Source organism: Enterobacter chengduensis (assembly GCF_001984825.2).
Lineage (GTDB): Bacteria > Pseudomonadota > Gammaproteobacteria > Enterobacterales > Enterobacteriaceae > Enterobacter > Enterobacter chengduensis.
The window spans coordinates 1,576,521-1,598,181 of sequence record NZ_CP043318.1 but is presented as its reverse complement, the minus strand read 5'-3'; the positions used below and the strand labels follow the sequence as shown (position 1 = coordinate 1,598,181).

Below are 21,661 nucleotides of genomic sequence, written 5' to 3'. Positions count from 1 at the left end.
GGTTCGGTTTATACTCGTAAACCTAAAACTTTTCAAAATGGTTTACAAGTCGATTATGACCCAGGACGATCTCGCCTTCGACAAGCATCATATCTGGCACCCTTACACCTCCACGACCCGCCCCCTTCCCGTCTACCCGGTGGCCTCCGCCCACGGCTGCGAGCTGCACCTCGCCAGCGGCGAGCGGCTGGTTGACGGGATGTCTTCCTGGTGGGCGGCGATTCACGGGTACAACCACCCGCGTCTGAACGCGGCGATGAAGGCGCAGATTGACCAGATGTCGCACGTGATGTTTGGCGGGATCACCCATCAGCCCGCGGTGGATCTCTGCCGCCGTCTGGTGGCAATGACGCCTGACTCGCTGGAGTGCGTATTCCTGGCCGACTCCGGCTCCGTGGCGGTGGAAGTGGCGATGAAGATGGCGCTGCAGTACTGGCATGCGAAGGGCGAAGCGCGCCAGCGGTTCCTCACCTTCCGCAACGGCTATCACGGGGATACCTTCGGGGCGATGTCGGTGTGCGATCCGGACAACTCCATGCACAGCCTGTGGAAGGGCTACCTGCCGGAAAACCTGTTTGCTCCGGCCCCGCAGAGCCGCTTCGACGGCGAGTGGAACGAGATGGACATGGTCGGCTTCGCGCGGCTGATGGCGGCGCATCGTCACGAGATTGCTGCCGTCATTCTTGAACCGATCGTGCAGGGCGCGGGCGGCATGCGGATGTACCACCCGGAATGGCTGAGGCGCATCCGCAAGATGTGCGACCGCGAGGGCATTCTGCTGATTGCCGACGAGATCGCCACCGGATTTGGCCGCACCGGGAAGCTGTTTGCCTGCGAACATGCGGGCATTGCGCCGGATATTCTGTGTCTGGGCAAAGCGCTGACCGGCGGCACCATGACGCTCTCGGCCACCCTCACCACCCGCCACGTTGCCGACACCATCAGCGACGGCGAGGCGGGCTGCTTTATGCACGGCCCGACGTTTATGGGCAACCCACTGGCCTGCGCCGTCGCCAGCGAAAGCCTTGCCATTCTGGAAAGCGGCGAATGGCAGACGCAGGTGGCGGCGATTGAAGCGCAGCTGAAAGCGGAGCTGTGCGCCGCCTCGGGGGCGAACTTCGTCGCGGACGTGCGCGTGCTGGGGGCCATCGGGGTGATTGAAACCACCCATCCGGTAAACATGGCGGTGCTGCAGCGCTTCTTCGTGGACCACGGCGTCTGGGTGCGGCCTTTCGGCAAGCTTATCTACCTGATGCCCCCGTACAGCATTGCGCCGGCGCAGCTGCGTAAATTAACCGATGCGGTTGTAACAGCCGTTAACATTCCCGCGCATTTCGTGATTTAACCCGATGCATTACACTTGCTGAACGAGCGATCAACGAGGGTAAACCGTATGAAAATCATCAGTAAAGATCTGCGCGACGGTGAAAAGCTGCCGGAACGCCACGTATTCAACGGCATGGGGTATCAGGGGGACAATATCTCTCCACACCTGGCGTGGGACGAGGTTCCGGCAGGCACCAAAAGCTTTGTCGTGACCTGCTACGACCCGGATGCGCCAACCGGCTCCGGCTGGTGGCACTGGATCGTGGCGAACCTGCCCGCCGACACGCGCGTGCTGCCGCAGGGTTCCGGTTCAGGTCTGGTTGCCCTTCCTGAAGGCGCTATTCAGACGCGCACTGACTTTGGTAAAGCGGGCTACGGCGGCGCGGCGCCGCCAAAAGGGGAAACCCACCGCTATATCTTCACGGTGCACGCGCTGGACGTGGAGCAGATTGAGGTCGATGAAGGCGCGAGCGGCGCGATGGTGGGGTTTAACGTGCATTTCCATACGCTGGGTAGCGCGTCGATTACGGCGATGTATTCGTAAAAAAAGCCGGGTGGCGGCTACGCCTTACCCGGCCTACATTTTGCACCCGTAGGCCCGGTAAGCGCAGCGCCACCGGGCACGAATCACAGCACCGAAGGTAACAGCCCTACCAGCCGCCCTTCTTCCAGAAGCTGCATCGCCTTATCAATGTCCGGCGCAAAGAAGCGGTCATCATCGTAATGCGATATGTGCTCGCGCAGCACCTGACGCGCCTGTTCCAGCAGCGGGCTGGATTTTAGCCCTTCACGCAGATCGATGCCCTGACTCGCCGCCAGCCACTCTACCGCCAGCACGCCGCGGGTGTTTGACGCCATCTCCCACAGGCGGCGCCCGGCAGCCGGTGCCATCGAAACGTGATCTTCCTGATTCGCCGAGGTCGGCAGGCTGTCCACGCTGTGCGGATGCGACAGCGCCTTGTTCTCGCTTGCCAGCGCTGCGGCCGTCACTTGGGCAATCATAAAGCCCGAGTTGACCCCGCCGTTGCGCACCAGGAACGGTGGCAGCTGCGACATGTGTTTATCCATCATCAGCGCGATCCGACGCTCGGACAACGCGCCGACTTCGGCAATCGCCAGGGCGATATTATCCGCCGCCATCGCCACCGGTTCGGCGTGGAAGTTGCCCCCGGAGACCACCTCGTTTTCCTCGGCGAAGACCAGCGGGTTATCGGACACCGCGTTGGCCTCCACCAGCAGCACCTCAGCCGCCTGGCGCAGCTGCGTCAGGCACGCGCCCATCACCTGCGGCTGGCAGCGCAGGGAATACGGATCCTGCACCTTCTCGCAGTTGTGGTGCGAATCCGCGATTTCACTCGTATCGGTAAGCACGTGACGGTACATCGCGGCGGCATCAATCTGCCCGCGCTGGCCGCGCACCTCGTGGATGCGGGCATCGAACGGACGACGCGAGCCCAGCACCGCTTCGGTAGTCAGCGCACCGCACACCACCGCCGAGGCAAACAGATCTTCCGCCTCAAACAGGCCGCGCAGGGCGAAGGCGGTCGACGCCTGGGTGCCGTTCAGCAGCGCCAGCCCCTCTTTCGCCGCCAGGGTGATCGGGGCTAAACCGGCTTTTTTCACCGCCTCTTTGGCAGGAAGCCATTCGCCCCGCCAGCGCGCTTTGCCTTCACCCAGCAGCAGCAGCGACATGTGCGCCAGCGGCGCGAGATCGCCGGAAGCACCGACGGAGCCCTTCGCCGGGATCCACGGATAGACCTCCGCATTGACCAGCGCCATCAGCGCCTGGATTACGTTCAGGCGAATGCCGGAAAAACCGCGCGCCAGGCTGTTGATTTTGAGCACCATCATCAGACGGACAATCTCGTCGTCCAGCGGCTGGCCGACGCCCGCCGCGTGCGACAGCACCAGCGAACGCTGCAGGTTTTCCAGATCGTGCGTGGCGATGCGGGTCTGCGCCAGCAGGCCAAAGCCGGTGTTAATCCCGTAGGCGGTACGCCCTTCGGCCACGATGGCTTCAACGCAGGCGACGCTGTCGTTAATGGCGGCGTGGGCGCTTTCATCCAGCGAAAGGGTGACCGGCTGACGCCAGACGCTACGCAGCTGTTTCAGCGTCAGCGAGCCGGGAGTGAGTGTTAACGCGTTCATTCATGCTTTCCTTGTGTGGCAGGGATCATCGGCAGGTTAAGCCCCTGCTCTTTGGCACAGTCAATGGCAATCTCGTAGCCCGCGTCCGCGTGACGCATCACGCCGGTGGCCGGGTCGTTGTGCAGCACGCGAGCGATACGCGCGGCGGCTTCATCCGTTCCGTCACAGACGATGACCATCCCGGAATGCTGGGAGAAGCCCATCCCCACGCCGCCGCCGTGGTGCAGCGACACCCAGGTCGCACCGCTGGCGGTATTCAGCAGGGCGTTCAGCAATGGCCAGTCGGAGACCGCATCCGAGCCGTCGCGCATGGCTTCGGTTTCACGGTTCGGGCTGGCAACGGAGCCGGAGTCCAGGTGGTCGCGGCCAATGACGATTGGTGCGGAGACTTCGCCGCTGCGCACCATTTCGTTGAAGGCCAGCCCCAGCTTTTGCCGCCACTCCAGGCCAACCCAGCAGATACGCGCCGGCAGGCCCTGGAAGTTTATGCGCTCGCGGGCCATGTCCAGCCAGCGGTGGAGATGTTCGTCATCGGCGACGATCTCCTTCACTTTAGCGTCGGTTTTGTAGATATCCTCCGGATTGCCGGACAGGGCAACCCAGCGGAACGGGCCGATACCGCGGCAGAACAGCGGGCGAATGTAGGCAGGCACGAAGCCCGGGAAGTCGAAGGCGTTATCAACGCCCATCTCTTTCGCCATCTGGCGGATGTTGTTTCCGTAATCGAAGGTCGGAATGCCCATCTGGCTAAAGGCCAGCATCGCGGAGACGTGTTCAGCCATCGAACGTTTCGCGGCGAGCACCGTACCTTCCGGATCGGTTTCCGCTTTCTGCTGGTAGGCGTCCCACGTCCAGCCTTTTGGCAGATAGCCGTGCAGCGGGTCATGGGCGCTGGTCTGGTCGGTGACCAGGTCCGGACGCACGCCGCGGGCGACGAGTTCAGGCAGAATATCCGCCGCGTTGCCGCACAGGGCGATCGACACGGCTTTGCCTTCCGAGGTGTATTTTTTGATGCGCGCCAGCGCATCGTCGAGGCTATCAGCCTGCTCATCGACGTAGCGGGTACGCAGGCGGAAATCAATGCGGCTCTGCTGGCATTCAATGTTCAGCGAGCAGGCACCGGCGAGCGTGGCGGCCAGCGGCTGCGCGCCGCCCATGCCGCCGAGACCGGCGGTCAATACCCAGCGACCTTTGAGCGAGCCGCTGTAGTGCTGGCGACCGGCCTCCACGAAGGTCTCGTAGGTGCCCTGCACAATCCCCTGGCTGCCGATGTAGATCCAGCTCCCGGCGGTCATCTGGCCATACATCGCCAGCCCTTTCGCGTCGAGTTCGTTGAAGTGTTCCCAGGTGGCCCAGTGCGGCACGAGGTTAGAGTTGGCGATCAGTACGCGCGGCGCGTTTTTGTGCGTTTTGAACACGCCAACCGGCTTGCCGGACTGCACCAGCAGGGTTTCGTCGTGTTCGAGTTCGGTCAGGGATTTTACAATTGCGTCATAGCATTCCCAGTTGCGCGCGGCGCGGCCAATGCCGCCGTAGACCACCAGCTCGTGGGGGTTTTCCGCCACCTCAGGATCGAGGTTGTTCATCAACATGCGCAGCGGGGCTTCGGTGAGCCAGCTTTTGGCGGTAAGCGTGGTGCCGCGCGCGGCGCGGACGTCCTGCTGGCGGTATTTACCTGACGACATTGTGTGCTCCTCATACGGGACAGTGATGCATTTAGATATACTTGTATAGACAAGCACACACAAGGTCGGATTTAACAAAAAAGATACAATTTTGTTATATTGCGTTAGCGATCACGCTTATAAAACTTATGACATGAAGTGGCCCTGCAGCCGGTAGCGATTCCCCGGGAAAAGCAGCCGGGCATGGGACACAATGTGCGACGAGGACCAGGTTCGACGGCGGATCAGCAGGCACGGATCGTGTTCCTTAATGCGCAGCCTTTCGCACTCCTGCGGCGTGGCGCGCACGGCCTCCACGATGTGCTCCCCTTCCGTCAGCGGTGCGACGAGCGAGAGATAGGCATGCGGCGTGGTCTGGGTGTAATCCTGGCTGAGATAGTCCGGGATCCGTTCTGCATTGACGCAGCGATCTTCAATCTGTACCGGAACGTCGTTCTCAAAGTGCACCATCACCGAGTGGAAGATGCGGCTGCCTTCTTTAACATTCAGCTCTGCGGCCTGCTCGGCGCTGGCCTGGGTCTCTTCAAGCACCAGCACCTCGCAGCGGTGCTGATGATTTCGCGAGTGTATCTCATCGGCAATACTGCGGATTTCAAACAGCGCCGACTGCCCTTTCGGCTCCGCCACGAACGTCCCCACCCCCTGCAGGCGCACCAGGAGACCTTCATCGGTCAGCTCGCGCAGCGCCCGGTTGATGGTCATCCGGCTAAAGCCAAACTGCGCCACCAGCTCGACCTCCGACGGAATGCGGTCGTGCGGCCGCCAGACGCCGGTGGCGATTTTTTCGCTGATCGCCTGCTTCACCTTTTCGTAGAAAGGCGCGGGAGGGCTCGACGGCGGCAGAGGTGAGCGTGCAAACATGGTGACTCCTTAAATCGTGTTATGCCCACCAGTGAGCAATTTGCCAGGCCAGACGGGCGGCGAGCTTAGCGCCTTGTCCGTCGCGGTCGTACTGCGGGTTAAACTCCACCAGATCGGCGGCCTGTAGCTTACCGCTTCGGCAGATTTGTTCAATCAGGGGGAGGAGATCCCGTGCCGGTATGCCTAACGCCGCCGGTGCGGAAACGGCAGGCATTTCGCTGGCGGGCAGAACGTCCAGATCGATTGTCAGGTAGACGCGGTCGGCCTGCGCCAGCACCTTTTCCAGCGCAGGCTGCGCATCGCGACTGAAATGCAAATCCTCCACCAGCGTGACGTTCAGGCGTTCGGCCTCATCCCACAGCGCCTGCGTGTTCGCCGCCCGGCTGACGCCAAAGCAGGCGTAGTGAAATGCCCGCCCGCGATCATCGCAGTAGTGCGCCAGCTGGCGAAACGGCGTGCCGGACGTGGCCCGCTCGGCCTTGCGCAGATCGAGATGCGCATCAAGGTTGATAATGGCCACCCGCTCGTGCGGGAAGGCGTCCAGAATGCCCCGACCGTGCGCCCAGGCGGTCTCGTGCCCGCCGCCAAAGACCAGCGTGCGCATTCCGGACTGCTGGCATAACGTCACCGCATCGCTTAACGCCTGCTGTGCCGCCTCAAGCTCGTCGCCTTCAACGTACACCGACCCCATATCCGCCAGCCGTTCGTGACCCTGATGGCTGGCCATATTCGCCAGCGCCTTGCGCAGGATATCAGGGGCCTGCGCGGCGCCGGGCCTGCCCTGATTGCGCTTAACGCCTGCATCACATTCAAAGCCTATCAGCGCGATGCCGGATGATAGCGGCGTGAACTGCCCCTGCTGCCTTATCGTCTGGAAAATGCGCGTTGCGTTGCTGGCCTCGGCGCTGTCGTCGCGCCCCTGCCAGACCGTTTCGGCTACCGGCCGCCATAACCTCATACTGCCTCCCCACGGAAAATACGTTGATACAGCGGATTGCGTCCCGGCTCGTAGACCATCTCTACCGGATGGAGAGCATCCCAGACGATAAAATCAGCGACAAATCCGGCCCGCAGCTGTCCGTGGGTTGCGCCACGCCCCAGCGCCTGCGCCGCGTGGCGCGTCACGCCAGCCCAGGCCTCTTCCGGCGTCAGGCCAAACTGAACGCAGGCCATATTCATCGCCAGGTGCAGGCTCGCAAACGGGCTGGTGCCGGGGTTGTAGTCGGTGGCGACGGCCATCGGGACCCCCTGTTTTCTGAGCCGTTCCACCGGCGGGCGCTGGCGCTCCTGCAGAAAATAGAACGCGCCGGGAAGCAGTACCGCCACCGTACCGCTTTGCGCCATCGCCTGAACGCCCGCGTCGTCGAGATATTCGATATGGTCGGCGGAGAGTCCTCTATACCGGCTGACCAGCGCCGCGCCGCCCTGATTCGACAGCTGCTCGACGTGCCCTTTCACAGGGATACCGAGCGCGGTTGCCGCCTGAAAGAGGCGCTCGGTTTGCGACGGCGTAAAGCCGACGTTTTCGCAGAACACGTCTACTGATTCGTATAACTCTTTTTGCCACAGCGCGGGCAATATCTGCTCGCAGACCAGCGTGAGGTAGGCGTCCGGATCCTGTCGGTATTCCGGCGGAACCGCATGGGCCGCCAGCAGCGTTGGGCTGATATCGATCGGATTATTGAGGCTCAGCTGCCGCGCGACCTGCAGCATCTTCTCTTCGGCCTCGGCGTTGAGGCCGTAACCGGACTTGATTTCAACCGTGGTGACGCCTTCATTCATCAGACGCTGGAGCCGCTCCTGCGCCAGCGTAAGCAGGGTTTCCGGCGAACTGTTGCGTGTCGCCGTCACGGTAGCGTTAATCCCGCCGCCCTGCGCGCTGATGGCTTGATAAGAGACGCCGTTCAGGCGCTGCTCCCACTCCGCCGCGCGGTCGCCGCCAAACACCAGGTGGGTATGGCAGTCAATCAGGCCCGGGGTGACCAAACGACCCTGGAGATCGATACAGTGAGGGTGTCCGGCAGGAATGTCAGATTCAGGGATCACGGCCAGAAGGGTGTGGCCGCGCACGACCAGGGCGTGTTGCTCTTTCAGTCCATAGGGTGCGGAGACGTCAGGCGCCATCGTAGCCAGTCGCGCATTTCGCCATATAACATCGTCGGGATGAATCTGCTGCATGGGCATTCCACTTGTCATGGGTTGTATAGACATTTATTTTCATCTGCTGTCTGCTGTCAACCGACTTTGCGGAGAATGTTATTTATTTGTGATCGTTTACCTGCCGCGCCGGGGCGAAAAATGCAACTTTTACCCTTTTTATCTTCCCGTTTCGCTCAACTTAGTATAAAAAAGCAGGCTATTTCGTCTATCCCGTAAAGACTTGCATACCCAGGAGCTTCACCTTGAACATTTCCAGGATTTCCCGTCTGGCGTTGGCACTCGCCTTTGGCGTGACCTTATCCGCATGCAGTTCAACCCCACCGGATCAGCGCCCTTCTGAGCAGGTTGCGCCCGGTACCGCCTCGCGCCCGATTTTGTCCGCAGATGAAGCGAAGAACTTCAATCGCGCGCACTACTTCTCGGCGATGGATCCTAACGCTGCGCCGTGGACACCGTCCTCAATCAACCTGCCTAAACAGCCTGACTTCGTGGTTGGCCCGGCGGGCGCGCAGGGCGTAACGCACACCTCGATCCAGGCTGCGGTCGATGCTGCCATCACGAAACACAGCGCGTCTCGCCAGTACATCGCGATCCTGCCGGGTGAATATGAAGGCACCGTGTATGTTCCGGCAGCCCCGGGCAGCATCACGCTTTACGGTCTGGGCGAAAAAGCGATCGACGTTAAAATTGGCCTGGCGATTGATTCCGAAATCGACAGCAACACCTGGCGTCACCTGGTTAACCCGGCCGGTAAATACATGCCGGGCAAACCGGCGTGGTACATGTTTGATAACTGCCAGAGCAAGCGTTCCGCCACCGTTGGCGTGATGTGCTCGGCGGTATTCTGGTCTCAGAATAACGGCCTGCAGCTGCAGAACCTGACCATTCAGAATACCCTGGGCGACAGCGTTGATGCCGGCAACCACCAGGCCGTTGCGCTGCGTAGCGATGGTGACCAGGTGCAGATAAACAACGTTAACATCCTGGGGCGTCAGAACACCTTCTTCGTGACCAACAGCGGCGTGCAGAACACCCTGCAGAACAACCGCCTGACCCGCACGCTGGTGACCAACAGCTACGTTGAAGGTGACGTGGATCTGGTGTCCGGCCGCGGCGCGGTGGTATTTGATAATACCGATTTCCGCGTGGTCAACTCACGTACTCAGCAGGAAGGTTACGTGTTTGCCCCGGCAACCCAGTCGAACCTCTTCTACGGCTTCCTGGCCGTGAACAGCCGCTTTAACGCGGCCGGTGACGGCGTGGCGCAGCTGGGACGCTCCCTGGACGTGGACGCTGCGACCAACGGTCAGGTGGTGATCCGCGACAGCGTGATCAACGAAGGCTTTAACATGGCGAAACCGTGGGCGGATGCCGCAGTCTCCAAACGTCCGTTCTCCGGCAATACCGGCGCGGTGGATGATAAAGGAAACGTGCAGCGCAACCTGAACGACGCGAACTTCAACCGCATGTGGGAGTACAACAACCGCGGTCTGGGTAGCAAAGTGGTTGCTGAGCCGAAGCAGTAAGCCGTTTTGCCGGGTGGCGGCTTCGCCTTACCCGGCCTACCCCCCGTAGGCCCGGTAAACGCAGTGCCACCGGGCATAAAAAAACCTCGCATTCGCGAGGTTTTTTATTTTAAGCCGCTTAGTGAGCGTTAACCACGACCCACATTGGCCCCTGGCCTACGGCGTAGCGCCCTTTCTCTTCCAGCAGACCCTGCTCGCCTTTAATTTCATACAGCGCGATGTGGTGGGATTTCTGCCCCGCCGCAATCAGGTATTTTCCGCTGCGATCGATGTTAAAGCCGCGCGGCTGGGTTTCCGTTGGCTGGAAGCCTTCAATCGCCAGCACGCTGCCGTCTTCAGACACGCTAAACACGGTAATCAGGCTGGAGGTACGGTCGCAGGCGTACAGATGACGTCCGTCAGGCGTGATGTGGATATCCGCCGCCCAGCGGGTGTCGGAGAAGTCAGACGGCATCATGTCCAGCGTCTGCACGCACTCAATCTGGCCGTTAGGATCTTTCAGCTCCCAGACGTCCACAGAGCTGTTCAGTTCGTTAACCACGTAGGCGTACTGCTGGTTCGGATGGAACACCATATGGCGCGGACCCGCGCCCTCTACCGTCGTGACTTCAGCAGGCGTCTGCGCCACCAGGTGACCATCGTCGCTCAGGGTGAACAGACAGATGCGATCCTGCTTCAGCGCGGGCACCCACAGCGTGCGGTTGTCCGGAGAGATGTTAGCCGAGTGGCAGCCTTCCAGCCCTTCCACCACGTCGACGGTTTCGACCGGAATGCCGTCGTCAAGACGGGTCACGCTGACGCAGCCCGCATTGTAGGAGCCGCTAAAGATAAAGCGCCCTTTACGATCGGTAGAGATGTGGGTTGGGCTGCCAGGCAGCGGCGCTTCGGCAGTGTAGGTCAGCGCGCCGTCGTCAGGCGAAATGCGGTAGGCCAGCACCCGGAACTCAGGGCGTACGCCAACATAGAGAAAACGTTTATCCGGGCTGACGACCATTGGCTGTACCTGCCCCGGAACATCAACAACCTGAACCAGCGTGAGCGAACCTTCTGCATTCAAACGCCAGACGTGGATCTGCTGACTTTCAGGACTGGCGGTATAAACGGTTTGTTTCATGAACACTCCTTTCCTCACTGCGCGTGAAAGTGATTATTTTTAACGGTGAATGCTGAATTTTAGCCAGGAATTTTGCAGCGATTTACTCTCGGTGTAACATCGCCTGAGACCTAAAATTCAACATTAACCCGGAAGAACAAATGACCTCGCGTGTGATTGCACTGGATTTAGACGGAACATTACTTACCCCTCAGAAAACCCTGCTCCCCTCCTCCCTTGAAGCGCTTAAGCGCGCCCAGGAAGCAGGATATCAACTTCTTATCGTTACGGGTCGACATCACGTTGCCATTCATCCTTTTTATCAGGCACTGGCGTTAGATACACCTGCAATTTGTTGTAATGGCACCTATTTGTATGATTATCAGGCAAAAAAGGTTTTAGCCTCCGACCCGCTGCCGGTTCCCCAGGCGCTGCAGCTGATTGATCTGCTGGATGAGCATAACGTTCACGGCCTGATGTACGTGGACAACGCGATGGTCTACGAACGCCCAACCGGCCACGTGGTGCGCACCAGCAACTGGGCGTTGTCCCTCCCTGAAGCGCAGCGTCCGGTCTTTACCCAGGTCTCCTCCCTGCGCCAGGCGGCTCAGGACGTTGAGGCTATCTGGAAATTCGCCCTGACGGATGAAGACACCACCAAACTGAATGCCTTCGCGAAGCACGTGGAGCAGACGCTGGGTCTGGCGTGCGAATGGTCCTGGCACGATCAGGTGGATATTGCCCGCAAAGGCAACAGCAAAGGCAAGCGGCTGACGCAGTACGTGGAATCGCTGGGCGGGTCAATGCAGGACGTCATCGCCTTTGGCGACAACTATAACGACATCAGCATGCTGGAAGCCGCCGGTACGGGCGTGGCGATGGGCAATGCCGACGACGCGGTGAAAGCGCGCGCTAACGTGGTGATTGGCGACAACACCACCGACAGCATCGCGCAGTACATTTATACCCACCTGCTGTAATCAGGCGGTGATCGAGACGCTCTTAATTTGCGCGTAAAGCCACAGGCCGGGCTTGATCCCTAACTCATCCCTGGCCCACGGGCTGATGCGCGCCCAGAGCGTCCTGCTGCCGACTTCAAGCTTCACTTCCACCTGGCCGTTATCGTCAAAACATTCCGCGACCTTAGCGCGCAGAATATTTCGAATGCTGGTTTGCAGCGGCGGCTGCAGCACCAGCGAGACGTCCGACGCCTGGATGCGAATTCGCAGCGCCGACTGCAGCGGTTTGTCGATCTTATTGACCCACAGGTGCTGGTCGCCCAGCGCCAGCGCGGTCATCGCGTAGTGGGGGTGATGTTCCAGCACGCTCACCTTCAGGATGCTGCTCTGCTGCTCCCGGGGTAGCCAGGGGTGCATCACGCTGCTGCCCCACACCTCTTCGAGGTTGCCGAAGGCCTTCACGCTGCCCTCTTCCAGCACCAGCACTTTGTCGGCCAGATGGAGGATCTCATCCAGCGAGTGGCTGACGTAGAGCATCGGAATATTAATCTCGCGCGTCAGGCGCTGTAGATAGGGCAGAAGCTCGCGCTTACGCGGAATATCCAGCGAGGCCAGCGGTTCGTCGAGCAGCAGCAGTTCGGGCGCGGTCAGCAAGGCGCGGCCAATGGCCACGCGCTGTTTTTCTCCGCCGGAGAGCGACGATGGCAGCCTGTCGAGCAATGGCTCAATCCCTAAAAGGGTCACCAGCTTATCGAACTGCCCGGCCATGCTTTTCGCCATGCCGTAACGCAGGTTGCCGCGCACGCTGTAGTGCGGGAACAGGCGCGCGTCCTGGAAAACATAGCCGATGCGGCGCTTATCCGGCGACAGATACACCTTATTTTCCACGTCATTCAAAACGCGGTTATTCAATACGATGCGGCCTGACTGCGGGCGCGTCAGGCCGCTGATGGCATTGATCAGCGACGTTTTGCCCGCCCCCGACACGCCGAAGATGGCGGTAATACCGCTCGCAGGCAGCGTCTCGTTAAGCGTCAGGGTATGGTTTCCCAGCGTCTGGGTGAAGTTCAGTTCCAGCATGCTTATTTCCCCATCCGCTCGCGGCTCAGCCGCGCCAGCCATTCAGACACCAGCAGCGAGGCCAGGGCTAAGACGATCGAGATAATGCACAGCCGCGCCGCCGCGCCTTCTCCGCCGGGCGTTTGTATCAGCGTATACATGGCTGACGGAATCGTCCGCGTCTCGCCGGGAATGTTCGATACGAACGTGATGGTCGCGCCGAACTCGCCCAGCGAACGGGCGAAGGCCAGCACCGTACCAACAATAATACCGGGTAACGTCAGGGGTAGCGTGATGGTGAAAAAGACGCGCCAGCGCCCGGCACCGAGCGTGCGGGCCGCCTGTTCGAGCTTCATGTCCACCCCTTCCAGCGCGAGGCGGATCGCCCTCACCATCAGCGGGAATGACATCACCGCTGCCGCCAGTACCGCACCGCGCCAGCTAAAGGCGAACGTCAGCCCAAACCAGTCGTAGAGCTTCTCGCCGATAAAGCCGCGTCGCCCCATCAAAATAAGCAGCAGGTAACCGACCACCACGGGCGGCAAAACGAGCGGAAGATGAAGCACGCTGTCGAGCAGCGCTTTGCCGGGAAACCGGCAGCGAACCAGTAACCAGGCAAAGAAGATCCCAAAGGGCAAACTCAGCGCAACCGCCAGGGAAGAGACTTTAAGGCTCAGCAGAACAGCCTGCCATTCAGGATCGGTCAATATCATCAGTGAGTCGTAAATCCGTAACGTTTAAAGATTGCGGACGCTTCCGGCCCCTTCAGGTAATCGCGGAAGGCCGTCACGGTCGCATTTTTATGTCCATCAACAATCGCAACAGGATATTCCACTTTCTTGTGGGAGTCTTCCGGGAACGTTGCCACCACTTTCACGCCCTTGCTGGCAACGGCATCAGAGCCATACACAATGCCCAGCGGGGCCTCGTTGCGTTCCACCAGCGCCAGCGCGCCGCGGACATCTTCCGCCGGGGCTAGCTTCGGTGACAATGTCTCCCATGCCCCCAGCTTTTGCAGCGCTTCTTTGGCATAAATACCGGCCGGAACGTGCTCCGGATCGCCCACCGCCAGACGGCCACCGTTGAGCAGGCTCGTCCAGTGAGTCTCTTTGTTGATGGTGAAGTCGGCCTGCGGGCTGGCCTTCGGCGCCACGACAACCAGGCTATTCCCCAGCAGCGTTTCGCGGGTTGCCGCATCAATCGATTTCTTCTCCACCGCGTAATCCATCCACTTCTGGTCAGCCGAAATGAACAGATCCGCCGGTGCACCCGCTTCTATCTGGCGCGCCAGCGTTGAGGAAGAGGCAAACGAGGAGACCACCTCGACGTTTTTCTCTTTTTTATACGCCGCCGCGATATCCTGCAGCGCGTTTGTCAGCGACGCCGCCGCAAAGACCGTGATTTTACCGTCGTCCGCCAGCGCGTGTCCGGTAAGTGAAAGCGTCAGCGTTGCCCCTGCGAAAAGGCGTACCCATGAACGTGCCATCTGTAACTCCTGTGAGTAGCGTTATATACACATTAATATAACGATAACGTCAGGGAGATCCCAGCGTTAAATCGTACCGCTGAAGAGGTAAACCGGCGTGATGCCTACAATATTATCGACGAAAATGCGGGAAACTTGAGAGCAAAACGCCCGGGCTGGCCGGGCGTTCTGGAGGGAATCAATGCTGCTTTTTAGGCTGGTCTTTGTGACCAATGTTCGAAAAGAGGTTGAACACTTCACCCAGGCCGTAGATGGCACCGAGGATGATGGCCATCACTACTGGTACCATGATCACGGCGAATACCAGACTTTTCAACAACTCTAACATGGTTTTCTCCAGATATTGTGAATAGCTTATTCTACCCTTTCAGGTGAGAAAAACATCCCCTTTTGTGCGGTACCCTTTGCGCCCTGCGCCATTTGGGTCACAATACTCTTTTTGCCAGGATACTGTTATGCAGGCCGAAATTCTCCTCACACTCCGACTCCAGCAAAAGCTTTTCGCCGACCCGCGACGTATCGCCCTGCTTAAACAAATAGAACAAACGGGCTCGATTAGCCAGGGGGCAAAGAATGCAGGCATCAGCTACAAAAGCGCCTGGGATGCCATCAACGAGATGAACACCCTCAGCGAACAGCCGCTGGTGGACAGAGCCACGGGCGGCAAGGGCGGCGGCGGTGCGATCGTCACGCGTTACGGCCAGCGTCTCATTCAGCTTTACGATCTGCTGGCCCAGATCCAGCAAAAAGCGTTTGACGCGTTGAGCGACGACGATAGCGTGCCGCTGGACAGTTTGCTGGCGGCCATTTCCCGCTTCTCGCTGCAAACCAGCGCCCGTAACCAGTGGTTTGGGACGGTGACGGCGCGCGATAATCTGCAGGTCCAGCAGCATATTGAGATCCTGCTCGCCGATGGCACCACCCGTCTGAAAGCCGCCATCACGGCGCAGAGCGCAGAACGTCTTGGTCTGGATGAAGGTAAAGAGGTACTGGCGCTCGTGAAAGCGCCGTGGGTGAACATCACGCGCGATCCCGACAGCGCAAAGGCAGCCGATAACCAGCTACGGGCCGCAATCGGCCATATCGAACGCGGCCAGGCGCAGTGCGAAGTGCTGATGACCCTGGCAGACGGACAACGGCTTTGCGCGACGATCCCGCTTAGCGAAGCGGAGGGTTTAGAAGAAGGTATGATTGTTACCGCCTGGTTCAACGCGGACCGGGTGATTATCGCCACATTGTGCTGAGCGCATTGACAATCGCGCCGACAGTGCGTATCCCTGATATCTATTGCTGCAAAAACAGGGATAAATCATGTCATCATTGCATATTTCGCAAGGCACGTTTCGTCTTAGCGATACAAAAACGCTGACGATTGCCGATTTGACGATACGCGCGGGTGAAAGCTGGGCGTTTGTCGGCACTAACGGCAGCGGTAAATCCGCGCTGGCCCGCGCGCTGGCCGGAGAGCTCCCCCTCCTCAAGGGCGAATACCAGAGCGACTTTACGCGCCTGACGCGCCTGTCCTTTGAACAGCTGCAAAAGCTGGTAAGCGACGAGTGGCAGCGCAATAACACCGATTTACTCAGCCCTGGCGAAGACGATACCGGCCGCACGACGGCGGAAATTATTCAGGATGAGGTGAAAGATCCCGCCCGCTGTCAGCGCCTGGCGGAACGGTTCGGCATCACCACACTGCTGAACCGGCGCTTTAAATACCTCTCTACCGGCGAGACGCGAAAAACGCTGCTCTGTCAGGCGCTGATGAGCGAGCCCGAACTGCTTATCCTCGACGAACCGTTTGACGGCCTTGACGTGCAGTCCCGTGCGCAGCTGGCGGCCCTGCTGGCGTCGCTTAATCAGCAGGGATATACCCTGGTTTTGGTGCTTAACCGCTTCGATGAAATTCCGGACTTTATTCAGCACGCAGGCGTACTGGCCGACTGTAGCCTGACCGAGACCGGCGAAAAAAACGCGCTGCTTCAGCAGGCGCTCATTGCCCAGCTTGCGCACAGCGAACGGCTCGACGGAATTGCCCTTCCGGAACCCGACGCTCCTTCGGCGCGCCATGCGCTCGATCCCCACCAGCCGCGCATCGTGCTGCGGGATGGGATTGTCTCTTATGACGATCGCCCGATCCTTAACCGCCTCAGCTGGACGGTCAATCCCGGCGAGCACTGGCAGATTGTTGGCCCCAACGGCGCGGGGAAATCCACGCTGCTGAGCCTGGTAACCGGCGATCACCCGCAGGGCTATAGCAACGATCTCACGCTGTTTGGCCGCCGTCGCGGCAGCGGCGAAACCATCTGGGATATCAAAAAACATATCGGCTACGTCAGCAGCAGCCTGCATCTGGATTACCGGGTCAGCACCACGGTACGCAACGCGATCCTCTCCGGATATTTTGACTCCATCGGCATTTATAAGGCGGTGTCGGACAGGCAACTCAAGCTGGCCCAGCAGTGGCTGGATATTCTGGGCATGGACAGCCGGGTCGCTGACGCGCCGTTTCATAGCCTGTCGTGGGGGCAGCAGCGTCTGGCCCTGATCGTTCGCGCGCTGGTGAAACACCCTACGCTGCTGATCCTCGACGAACCGCTGCAGGGACTCGATCCGCTGAACCGACAGCTCATCCGCCGCTTTGTGGACGTGCTGATTAGCGAAGGCGAAACGCAGCTGCTGTTTGTTTCACACCATGCCGAAGATGCTCCCTCCTGTATCACCCATCGACTTGAGTTTGTTGCGGACGGTGAACGCTATCACTATCGGCAAAGTAAAATCGATTAATCCCGGGAGGGCACTGCCCTCCGTTTTTCAGATAACCTGCACTAAGACATTGCTATCCCGTTGATCTACAATGCCTCATGGCCGCTGAAAATCGGATTTTAAAAACAGTGTAAACGATTCCACTATTTTATCCCGTGTCACACTTTTCACGTCTCTGTTATGCTATGGTTATTACATACCATAAGCCCAATGGAGCGAATTATGCGAGTTCTGGTAACAGGTGGTAGCGGTTACATCGGAAGTCATACCTGTGTGCAGCTGCTGCAAAACGGTCATGACGTCATCATTCTCGACAACCTGTGCAACAGCAAGCGCAGCGTGCTGCCGGTGATTGAACGTCTTGGCGGTAAACAGCCCACCTTCGTGGAAGGCGACATCCGCAACGAAGCGCTGATGACCGAGATCCTTCACGACCACGCCATCGAAGCGGTGATCCACTTCGCGGGTCTGAAAGCGGTCGGTGAATCCGTTGCGAAGCCGCTTGAGTATTACGACAACAACGTCAACGGTACCCTGCGTCTCATCTCCGCCATGCGTGCGGCGAACGTCAAAAACTTCATCTTTAGCTCCTCCGCCACCGTCTACGGCGATCAGCCCAAAATCCCTTATGTTGAAAGCTTCCCGACCGGGACGCCGCAAAGCCCGTACGGCAAAAGCAAGCTGATGGTGGAGCAGATCCTGACCGACCTGCAAAAAGCGCAGCCGGAGTGGAGCATCGCCCTGCTGCGCTACTTCAACCCGGTCGGCGCCCATCCGTCTGGCGACATGGGGGAAGATCCGCAGGGCATTCCGAACAACCTGATGCCGTATATCGCCCAGGTGGCGGTAGGCCGTCGCGAGTCGCTGGCGATTTTTGGCAATGACTACCCGACCGAAGACGGCACCGGCGTGCGCGACTACATCCACGTGATGGATCTGGCCGACGGTCACGTGGCGGCCATGCAGCAGCTGGCGGATAAACCCGGCGTGCATATTTATAACCTCGGCGCCGGGGTCGGCAGCAGCGTGCTGGACGTGGTCAATGCCTTCAGCAAAGCCTGCGGTAAGCCGGTGAGCTACCACTTCGCCCCGCGTCGTGATGGCGACCTGCCCGCTTACTGGGCCGACGCCACCAAAGCCGACAAAGAGCTTAACTGGCGTGTCACGCGCACGCTTGATGAAATGGCACAAGATACCTGGCACTGGCAGTCACGCCATCCGCAAGGCTATCCGGACTAAGGATCCGTCATGACGCAATTTAATCCCGTCGATCACCCGCATCGTCGTTTTAACCCGCTAAGCGGGCAATGGATTTTGGTTTCTCCGCATCGCGCCAAGCGTCCCTGGCAGGGGGCGCAGGAGACGCCTGCAAAACAGACGCTGCCACAGCACGACCCGGACTGCTTCCTGTGTCCGGGCAACACGCGCGTCACCGGAGATAAAAACCCGGACTACAAAGGCACCTTCGTTTTCACCAACGATTTTGCCGCCCTGATGACCGACACGCCGGACGCGCCGGAAAACCACGATCCGCTGATGCGCTGCGAAAGCGCGCGCGGTACCAGCCGCGTGATCTGCTTCTCGCCCGATCACAGCAAAACGCTGCCGGAGCTGAGCGTTGAGGCGCTGAAAGAGGTGGTCAGCACCTGGCAGACGCAAACCGCCGAGCTGGGGCAGACCTATCCGTGGGTGCAGGTGTTCGAAAATAAAGGCGCGGCCATGGGCTGTTCTAACCCACACCCGCACGGCCAGATCTGGGCGAACAGCTTCCTGCCCAACGAAGCCGAGCGCGAAGACCGTCTGCAGAGAGCGTATTACGCGGAAAACGGTTCGCCGATGCTGGTGGACTACACCCAGCGCGAGCTGGCCGACGGCAGCCGCACCGTGGTGGAAACCGAACACTGGCTGGCCGTCGTCCCCTACTGGGCTGCCTGGCCGTTTGAAACGCTGCTGCTGCCGAAAGCGCACGTGCAGCGCATCACCGATCTCAGCGACGCGCAGCGCGACGACCTTGCCCTGGCGCTGAAAAAGCTGACCAGCCGTTACGATAACCTGTTCCAGTGCTCCTTCCCGTATTCCATGGGCTGGCACGGCGCACCGTTTAACGGTGAAGAGAATCAACACTGGCAGCTGCACGCCCATTTCTATCCGCCGCTGCTGCGCTCTGCAACGGTACGTAAATTTATGGTGGGCTATGAAATGCTGGCGGAAACCCAGCGTGACCTGACGGCGGAACAGGCGGCAGAACGTCTGCGTGCCGTTAGCGACGTACACTATCGCGAATCAGGAGTCTAAAAAATGAGTCTGAAAGATAAAACACAATCCCTGTTTGCTGAGAAATTTGGCTACCCTGCCACCCACGTTATCCAGGCGCCCGGCCGCGTTAACCTGATTGGTGAACACACCGACTATAACGACGGTTTCGTGCTGCCGTGCGCTATTGATTACCAGACCGTCATCAGCTGTGCGAAGCGCGACGACCGTAAGGTCCGCGTGATTGCGGTGGATTATGGTAACGAAACCGACGAGTTTTCCCTCGATGCGCCAATCGTGACGCACGATAGCCAGCAGTGGTCTAACTACGTGCGCGGCGTGGTGAAGCATCTGCAGAAGCGTAACAAGAACTTTGGCGGTGCGGATTTAGCGATCAGCGGCAACGTGCCGCAGGGGGCGGGCTTAAGCTCCTCTGCGTCGCTGGAAGTCGCCGTTGGCACCGTGTTCCAGCAGCTTTATCATCTGCCGCTGGACGGCGCGCAAATCGCCCTGAATGGTCAGGAAGCAGAAAACCAGTTCGTGGGGTGTAACTGCGGCATTATGGACCAGCTGATCTCCGCGTTGGGCAAAAAAGAGCATGCCCTGTTAATTGATTGCCGCTCGCTGGGCACCAAAGCCGTTCCCCTGCCAAAAGGCGCGGCTGTGGTGATTATCAACAGCAACTTTAAGCGCACGCTGGTGGGCAGCGAATACAACACCCGCCGCGAGCAGTGCGAAACCGGCGCCCGCTTCTTCCAGCAGCCTGCCCTGCGCGACGTATCGCTCAATGAATTTAACAAAGTGGCGCACGAGCTGGATCCGGTCGTCGCCAGACGCGTTCGTCACGTGCTGACGGAAAACGCCCGTACCGTTGAAGCCGCATCCGCACTGGCGAAAGGTGACCTGAAACGCATGGGTGAGCTGATGGCGGAATCCCACGCCTCCATGCGCGATGATTTTGAAATCACCGTTCCGCAGATCGATACCCTGGTGGACATCGTTAAAGCCACCATCGGCGACAAAGGCGGCGTGCGCATGACGGGCGGCGGTTTTGGCGGCTGCATCGTTGCGCTGGTGCCTGAAGAGCTGGTCCCTGCCGTACAGGATGCCGTGGCGAAACAGTACGAAGCAAAAACGGGCATCAAAGAAACCTTCTACGTGTGTAAAGCATCACAAGGAGCCGGACAGTGCTAAACGAAACGCCTACCCTCGCACCGGATGGTCTGCCGTATCGCCTGTTGACCCTGCGCAACAGCGCGGGGATGGTCGTTACGGTGATGGACTGGGGTGCAACCCTTCTTTCAGCCCGCGTACCGATGCCGGACGGCAGCGTGCGCGAGACCCTGCTCGGCTGCGCCTCGCCCGAGCAGTATGTCAATCAGTCCGCCTATCTGGGCGCGTCCGTTGGGCGCTATGCTAACCGCATCGCGAAGAGCCGTTTTGAACTCGACGGCGTGCAGTACAGCCTGCTTTCAAGCCAGGGGGAAAACCAGCTGCACGGCGGACCGGAAGGGTTTGATAAACGCCGCTGGAAAATTGTCCGCCAAAACGACAGCGAAGCGGTGTTCTCGCTGGATTCGCTCGATGGCGATCAGGGGTTCCCGGGTAATCTTATCGCCACCGCGCGCTTTACGCTGACGGACGATAACCGTATCGCCATTGAATACCGTGCGACGGTCGACAGGCCGTGTCCGGTCAACCTGACCAACCACGCGTACTTTAATCTGGACGGTAGCCAGTGCGACGTGCGTGAGCACACGCTGCAGATCCTGGCGGATGCGTATCTGCCGGTCGACGAGATAGGCATTCCTTATCAGGGCCTTAAAGACGTAAGCGGCACCAGCTTCGACTTCCGCAATGCAAAAGCTATCGCAAGGGATTTCCTGAGCGATGACGATCAGCGCAGGGTGAAAGGCTACGACCACGCTTTCCTGCTGCAGGCCAAAGGCGATGTGAAACAGCCTGCCGCGCAGGTCTGGTCCGCGGACGATAAGCTGCAGATGACGGTGTATACCACCGCCCCTGCCCTGCAGTTTTACTCCGGCAACTACCTCGGCGGCACGACGGCGCGCGAACATAATGAATACAGCGACTGGCAGGGCCTGGCGCTGGAGAGCGAGTTCCTGCCGGACAGCCCGAATCATCCGGAATGGCCGCAGCCGGACTGCGTGCTGCGCCCGGGTGAAGAGTACGTTAGCGTGACGGAATATCATTTTATTCCACATTAATATTCAGCCCTCCCTCTGGAGGGCTTTTTTCTGTGCGCCTTGCTGAAAATAGCGCCGATCGCAGACAAAATCATAACCCTGGATTCACAAGCATCTTACACTCAGAGACTATTT

Annotated in this window: 20 protein-coding genes; 10 read left to right on the top strand and 10 right to left on the bottom strand. The window is 59.5% G+C overall.

Going from position 1 to position 21,661, the window contains the following annotated elements; all coding sequences use genetic code 11:
• Window positions 1–55: 55 nt before the first annotated feature.
• A complete protein-coding gene (bioA, locus tag FY206_RS07905; RefSeq protein ID WP_077064526.1) occupies window positions 56–1,345 on the top strand; it encodes an adenosylmethionine--8-amino-7-oxononanoate transaminase in 1,290 nt (429 codons plus the stop codon).
• A 48-nt stretch (window positions 1,346–1,393) separates the two neighbouring features.
• Window positions 1,394–1,870, top strand: coding sequence for a kinase inhibitor (locus FY206_RS07900; protein ID WP_032638977.1), 477 nt, complete (start codon window positions 1,394–1,396; stop codon window positions 1,868–1,870).
• 83 nt (window positions 1,871–1,953) lie between these two features.
• Here FY206_RS07900 and hutH read toward each other — a convergent pair whose 3' ends face one another.
• From hutH to hutI, 5 genes are all read right to left on the bottom strand, one after another.
• Entirely contained in the window at window positions 1,954–3,474 is a 1,521-nt protein-coding gene (gene hutH, locus FY206_RS07895; RefSeq protein WP_032638975.1) for a histidine ammonia-lyase, read from the bottom strand.
• A complete protein-coding gene (gene hutU, locus FY206_RS07890) occupies window positions 3,471–5,159 on the bottom strand; it encodes a urocanate hydratase (protein WP_032638973.1) in 1,689 nt (562 codons plus the stop codon). The genes hutH and hutU overlap by 4 nt, the downstream gene beginning before the upstream one ends.
• A gap of 126 nt (window positions 5,160–5,285) precedes the next feature.
• On the bottom strand, window positions 5,286–6,020 hold the full coding sequence (locus FY206_RS07885; RefSeq protein WP_077064527.1) for a histidine utilization repressor: 735 nt from the start codon (window positions 6,018–6,020) through the stop codon (window positions 5,286–5,288).
• 19 nt (window positions 6,021–6,039) lie between these two features.
• On the bottom strand, window positions 6,040–6,978 hold the full coding sequence (gene hutG / locus FY206_RS07880) for a formimidoylglutamase (RefSeq protein WP_032638970.1): 939 nt from the start codon (window positions 6,976–6,978) through the stop codon (window positions 6,040–6,042).
• Window positions 6,975–8,198, bottom strand: coding sequence for an imidazolonepropionase (gene hutI, locus FY206_RS07875; protein WP_077064528.1), 1,224 nt, complete (start codon window positions 8,196–8,198; stop codon window positions 6,975–6,977). The genes hutG and hutI overlap by 4 nt, the downstream gene beginning before the upstream one ends.
• Before the next feature lie 224 nt (window positions 8,199–8,422).
• Here hutI and FY206_RS07870 point away from each other — a divergent pair, with 224 nt between their 5' ends.
• Window positions 8,423–9,706 carry a putative acyl-CoA thioester hydrolase gene (locus tag FY206_RS07870; protein WP_032638965.1) on the top strand — a complete coding sequence of 428 codons (1,284 nt, stop codon included), beginning with the start codon at window positions 8,423–8,425 and terminating at the stop codon, window positions 9,704–9,706.
• A 118-nt stretch (window positions 9,707–9,824) separates the two neighbouring features.
• On the opposite strand, the gene pgl is transcribed toward FY206_RS07870, so the two are convergent.
• On the bottom strand, window positions 9,825–10,820 hold the full coding sequence (gene pgl, locus FY206_RS07865; RefSeq protein ID WP_032638963.1) for a 6-phosphogluconolactonase: 996 nt from the start codon (window positions 10,818–10,820) through the stop codon (window positions 9,825–9,827).
• A 140-nt stretch (window positions 10,821–10,960) separates the two neighbouring features.
• Here pgl and FY206_RS07860 point away from each other — a divergent pair, with 140 nt between their 5' ends.
• Entirely contained in the window at window positions 10,961–11,779 is an 819-nt protein-coding gene (locus FY206_RS07860) for a pyridoxal phosphatase (RefSeq protein ID WP_032638962.1), read from the top strand.
• Here the strand turns inward: FY206_RS07860 and modC are convergent, their stop codons facing one another.
• The 4 genes from modC to FY206_RS07840 form a co-directional block, all read right to left on the bottom strand.
• Window positions 11,780–12,838: a molybdenum ABC transporter ATP-binding protein ModC gene (modC, locus tag FY206_RS07855; RefSeq protein ID WP_023292995.1), complete on the bottom strand. Its 1,059-nt coding sequence runs from the start codon at window positions 12,836–12,838 to the stop codon at window positions 11,780–11,782.
• Between the two features lie 2 nt (window positions 12,839–12,840).
• A complete protein-coding gene (gene modB, locus FY206_RS07850) occupies window positions 12,841–13,530 on the bottom strand; it encodes a molybdate ABC transporter permease subunit (protein WP_077064529.1) in 690 nt (229 codons plus the stop codon).
• The gene (gene modA / locus FY206_RS07845; protein WP_032638958.1) at window positions 13,530–14,303 is read right to left on the bottom strand and encodes a molybdate ABC transporter substrate-binding protein; all 774 of its coding nucleotides are present in this window, start codon (window positions 14,301–14,303) and stop codon (window positions 13,530–13,532) included. Before modA ends, modB begins: the two co-directional genes overlap by 1 nt.
• A 178-nt stretch (window positions 14,304–14,481) precedes the next feature.
• On the bottom strand, window positions 14,482–14,631 hold the full coding sequence (locus FY206_RS07840; protein WP_032638956.1) for an AcrZ family multidrug efflux pump-associated protein: 150 nt from the start codon (window positions 14,629–14,631) through the stop codon (window positions 14,482–14,484).
• Window positions 14,632–14,758: 127 nt separating this feature from the next.
• Between FY206_RS07840 and modE the strand changes: the two genes are divergently transcribed.
• The 6 genes from modE to galM all read left to right on the top strand — a co-directional run bounded on the left by modE (window position 14,759) and on the right by galM (window position 21,547).
• On the top strand, window positions 14,759–15,547 hold the full coding sequence (modE, locus tag FY206_RS07835) for a molybdenum-dependent transcriptional regulator (protein WP_032638955.1): 789 nt from the start codon (window positions 14,759–14,761) through the stop codon (window positions 15,545–15,547).
• A 67-nt stretch (window positions 15,548–15,614) separates the two neighbouring features.
• Window positions 15,615–17,087 carry a molybdate ABC transporter ATP-binding protein ModF gene (modF, locus tag FY206_RS07830; RefSeq protein ID WP_032638953.1) on the top strand — a complete coding sequence of 491 codons (1,473 nt, stop codon included), beginning with the start codon at window positions 15,615–15,617 and terminating at the stop codon, window positions 17,085–17,087.
• A gap of 201 nt (window positions 17,088–17,288) precedes the next feature.
• Complete coding sequence (galE, locus tag FY206_RS07825; protein ID WP_032638951.1) at window positions 17,289–18,305, top strand: UDP-glucose 4-epimerase GalE; 1,017 nt, start codon at window positions 17,289–17,291, stop codon at window positions 18,303–18,305.
• Between the two features lie 9 nt (window positions 18,306–18,314).
• Entirely contained in the window at window positions 18,315–19,361 is a 1,047-nt protein-coding gene (galT, locus tag FY206_RS07820; RefSeq protein ID WP_032638949.1) for a galactose-1-phosphate uridylyltransferase, read from the top strand.
• Between the two features lie 3 nt (window positions 19,362–19,364).
• Window positions 19,365–20,513, top strand: a complete 1,149-nt coding sequence (gene galK, locus FY206_RS07815; protein ID WP_032638948.1) for a galactokinase — start codon at window positions 19,365–19,367, stop codon at window positions 20,511–20,513.
• Complete coding sequence (galM, locus tag FY206_RS07810) at window positions 20,507–21,547, top strand: galactose-1-epimerase (protein WP_032638946.1); 1,041 nt, start codon at window positions 20,507–20,509, stop codon at window positions 21,545–21,547. Before galK ends, galM begins: the two co-directional genes overlap by 7 nt.
• The last annotated feature ends 114 nt before the right edge of the window (window positions 21,548–21,661 follow it).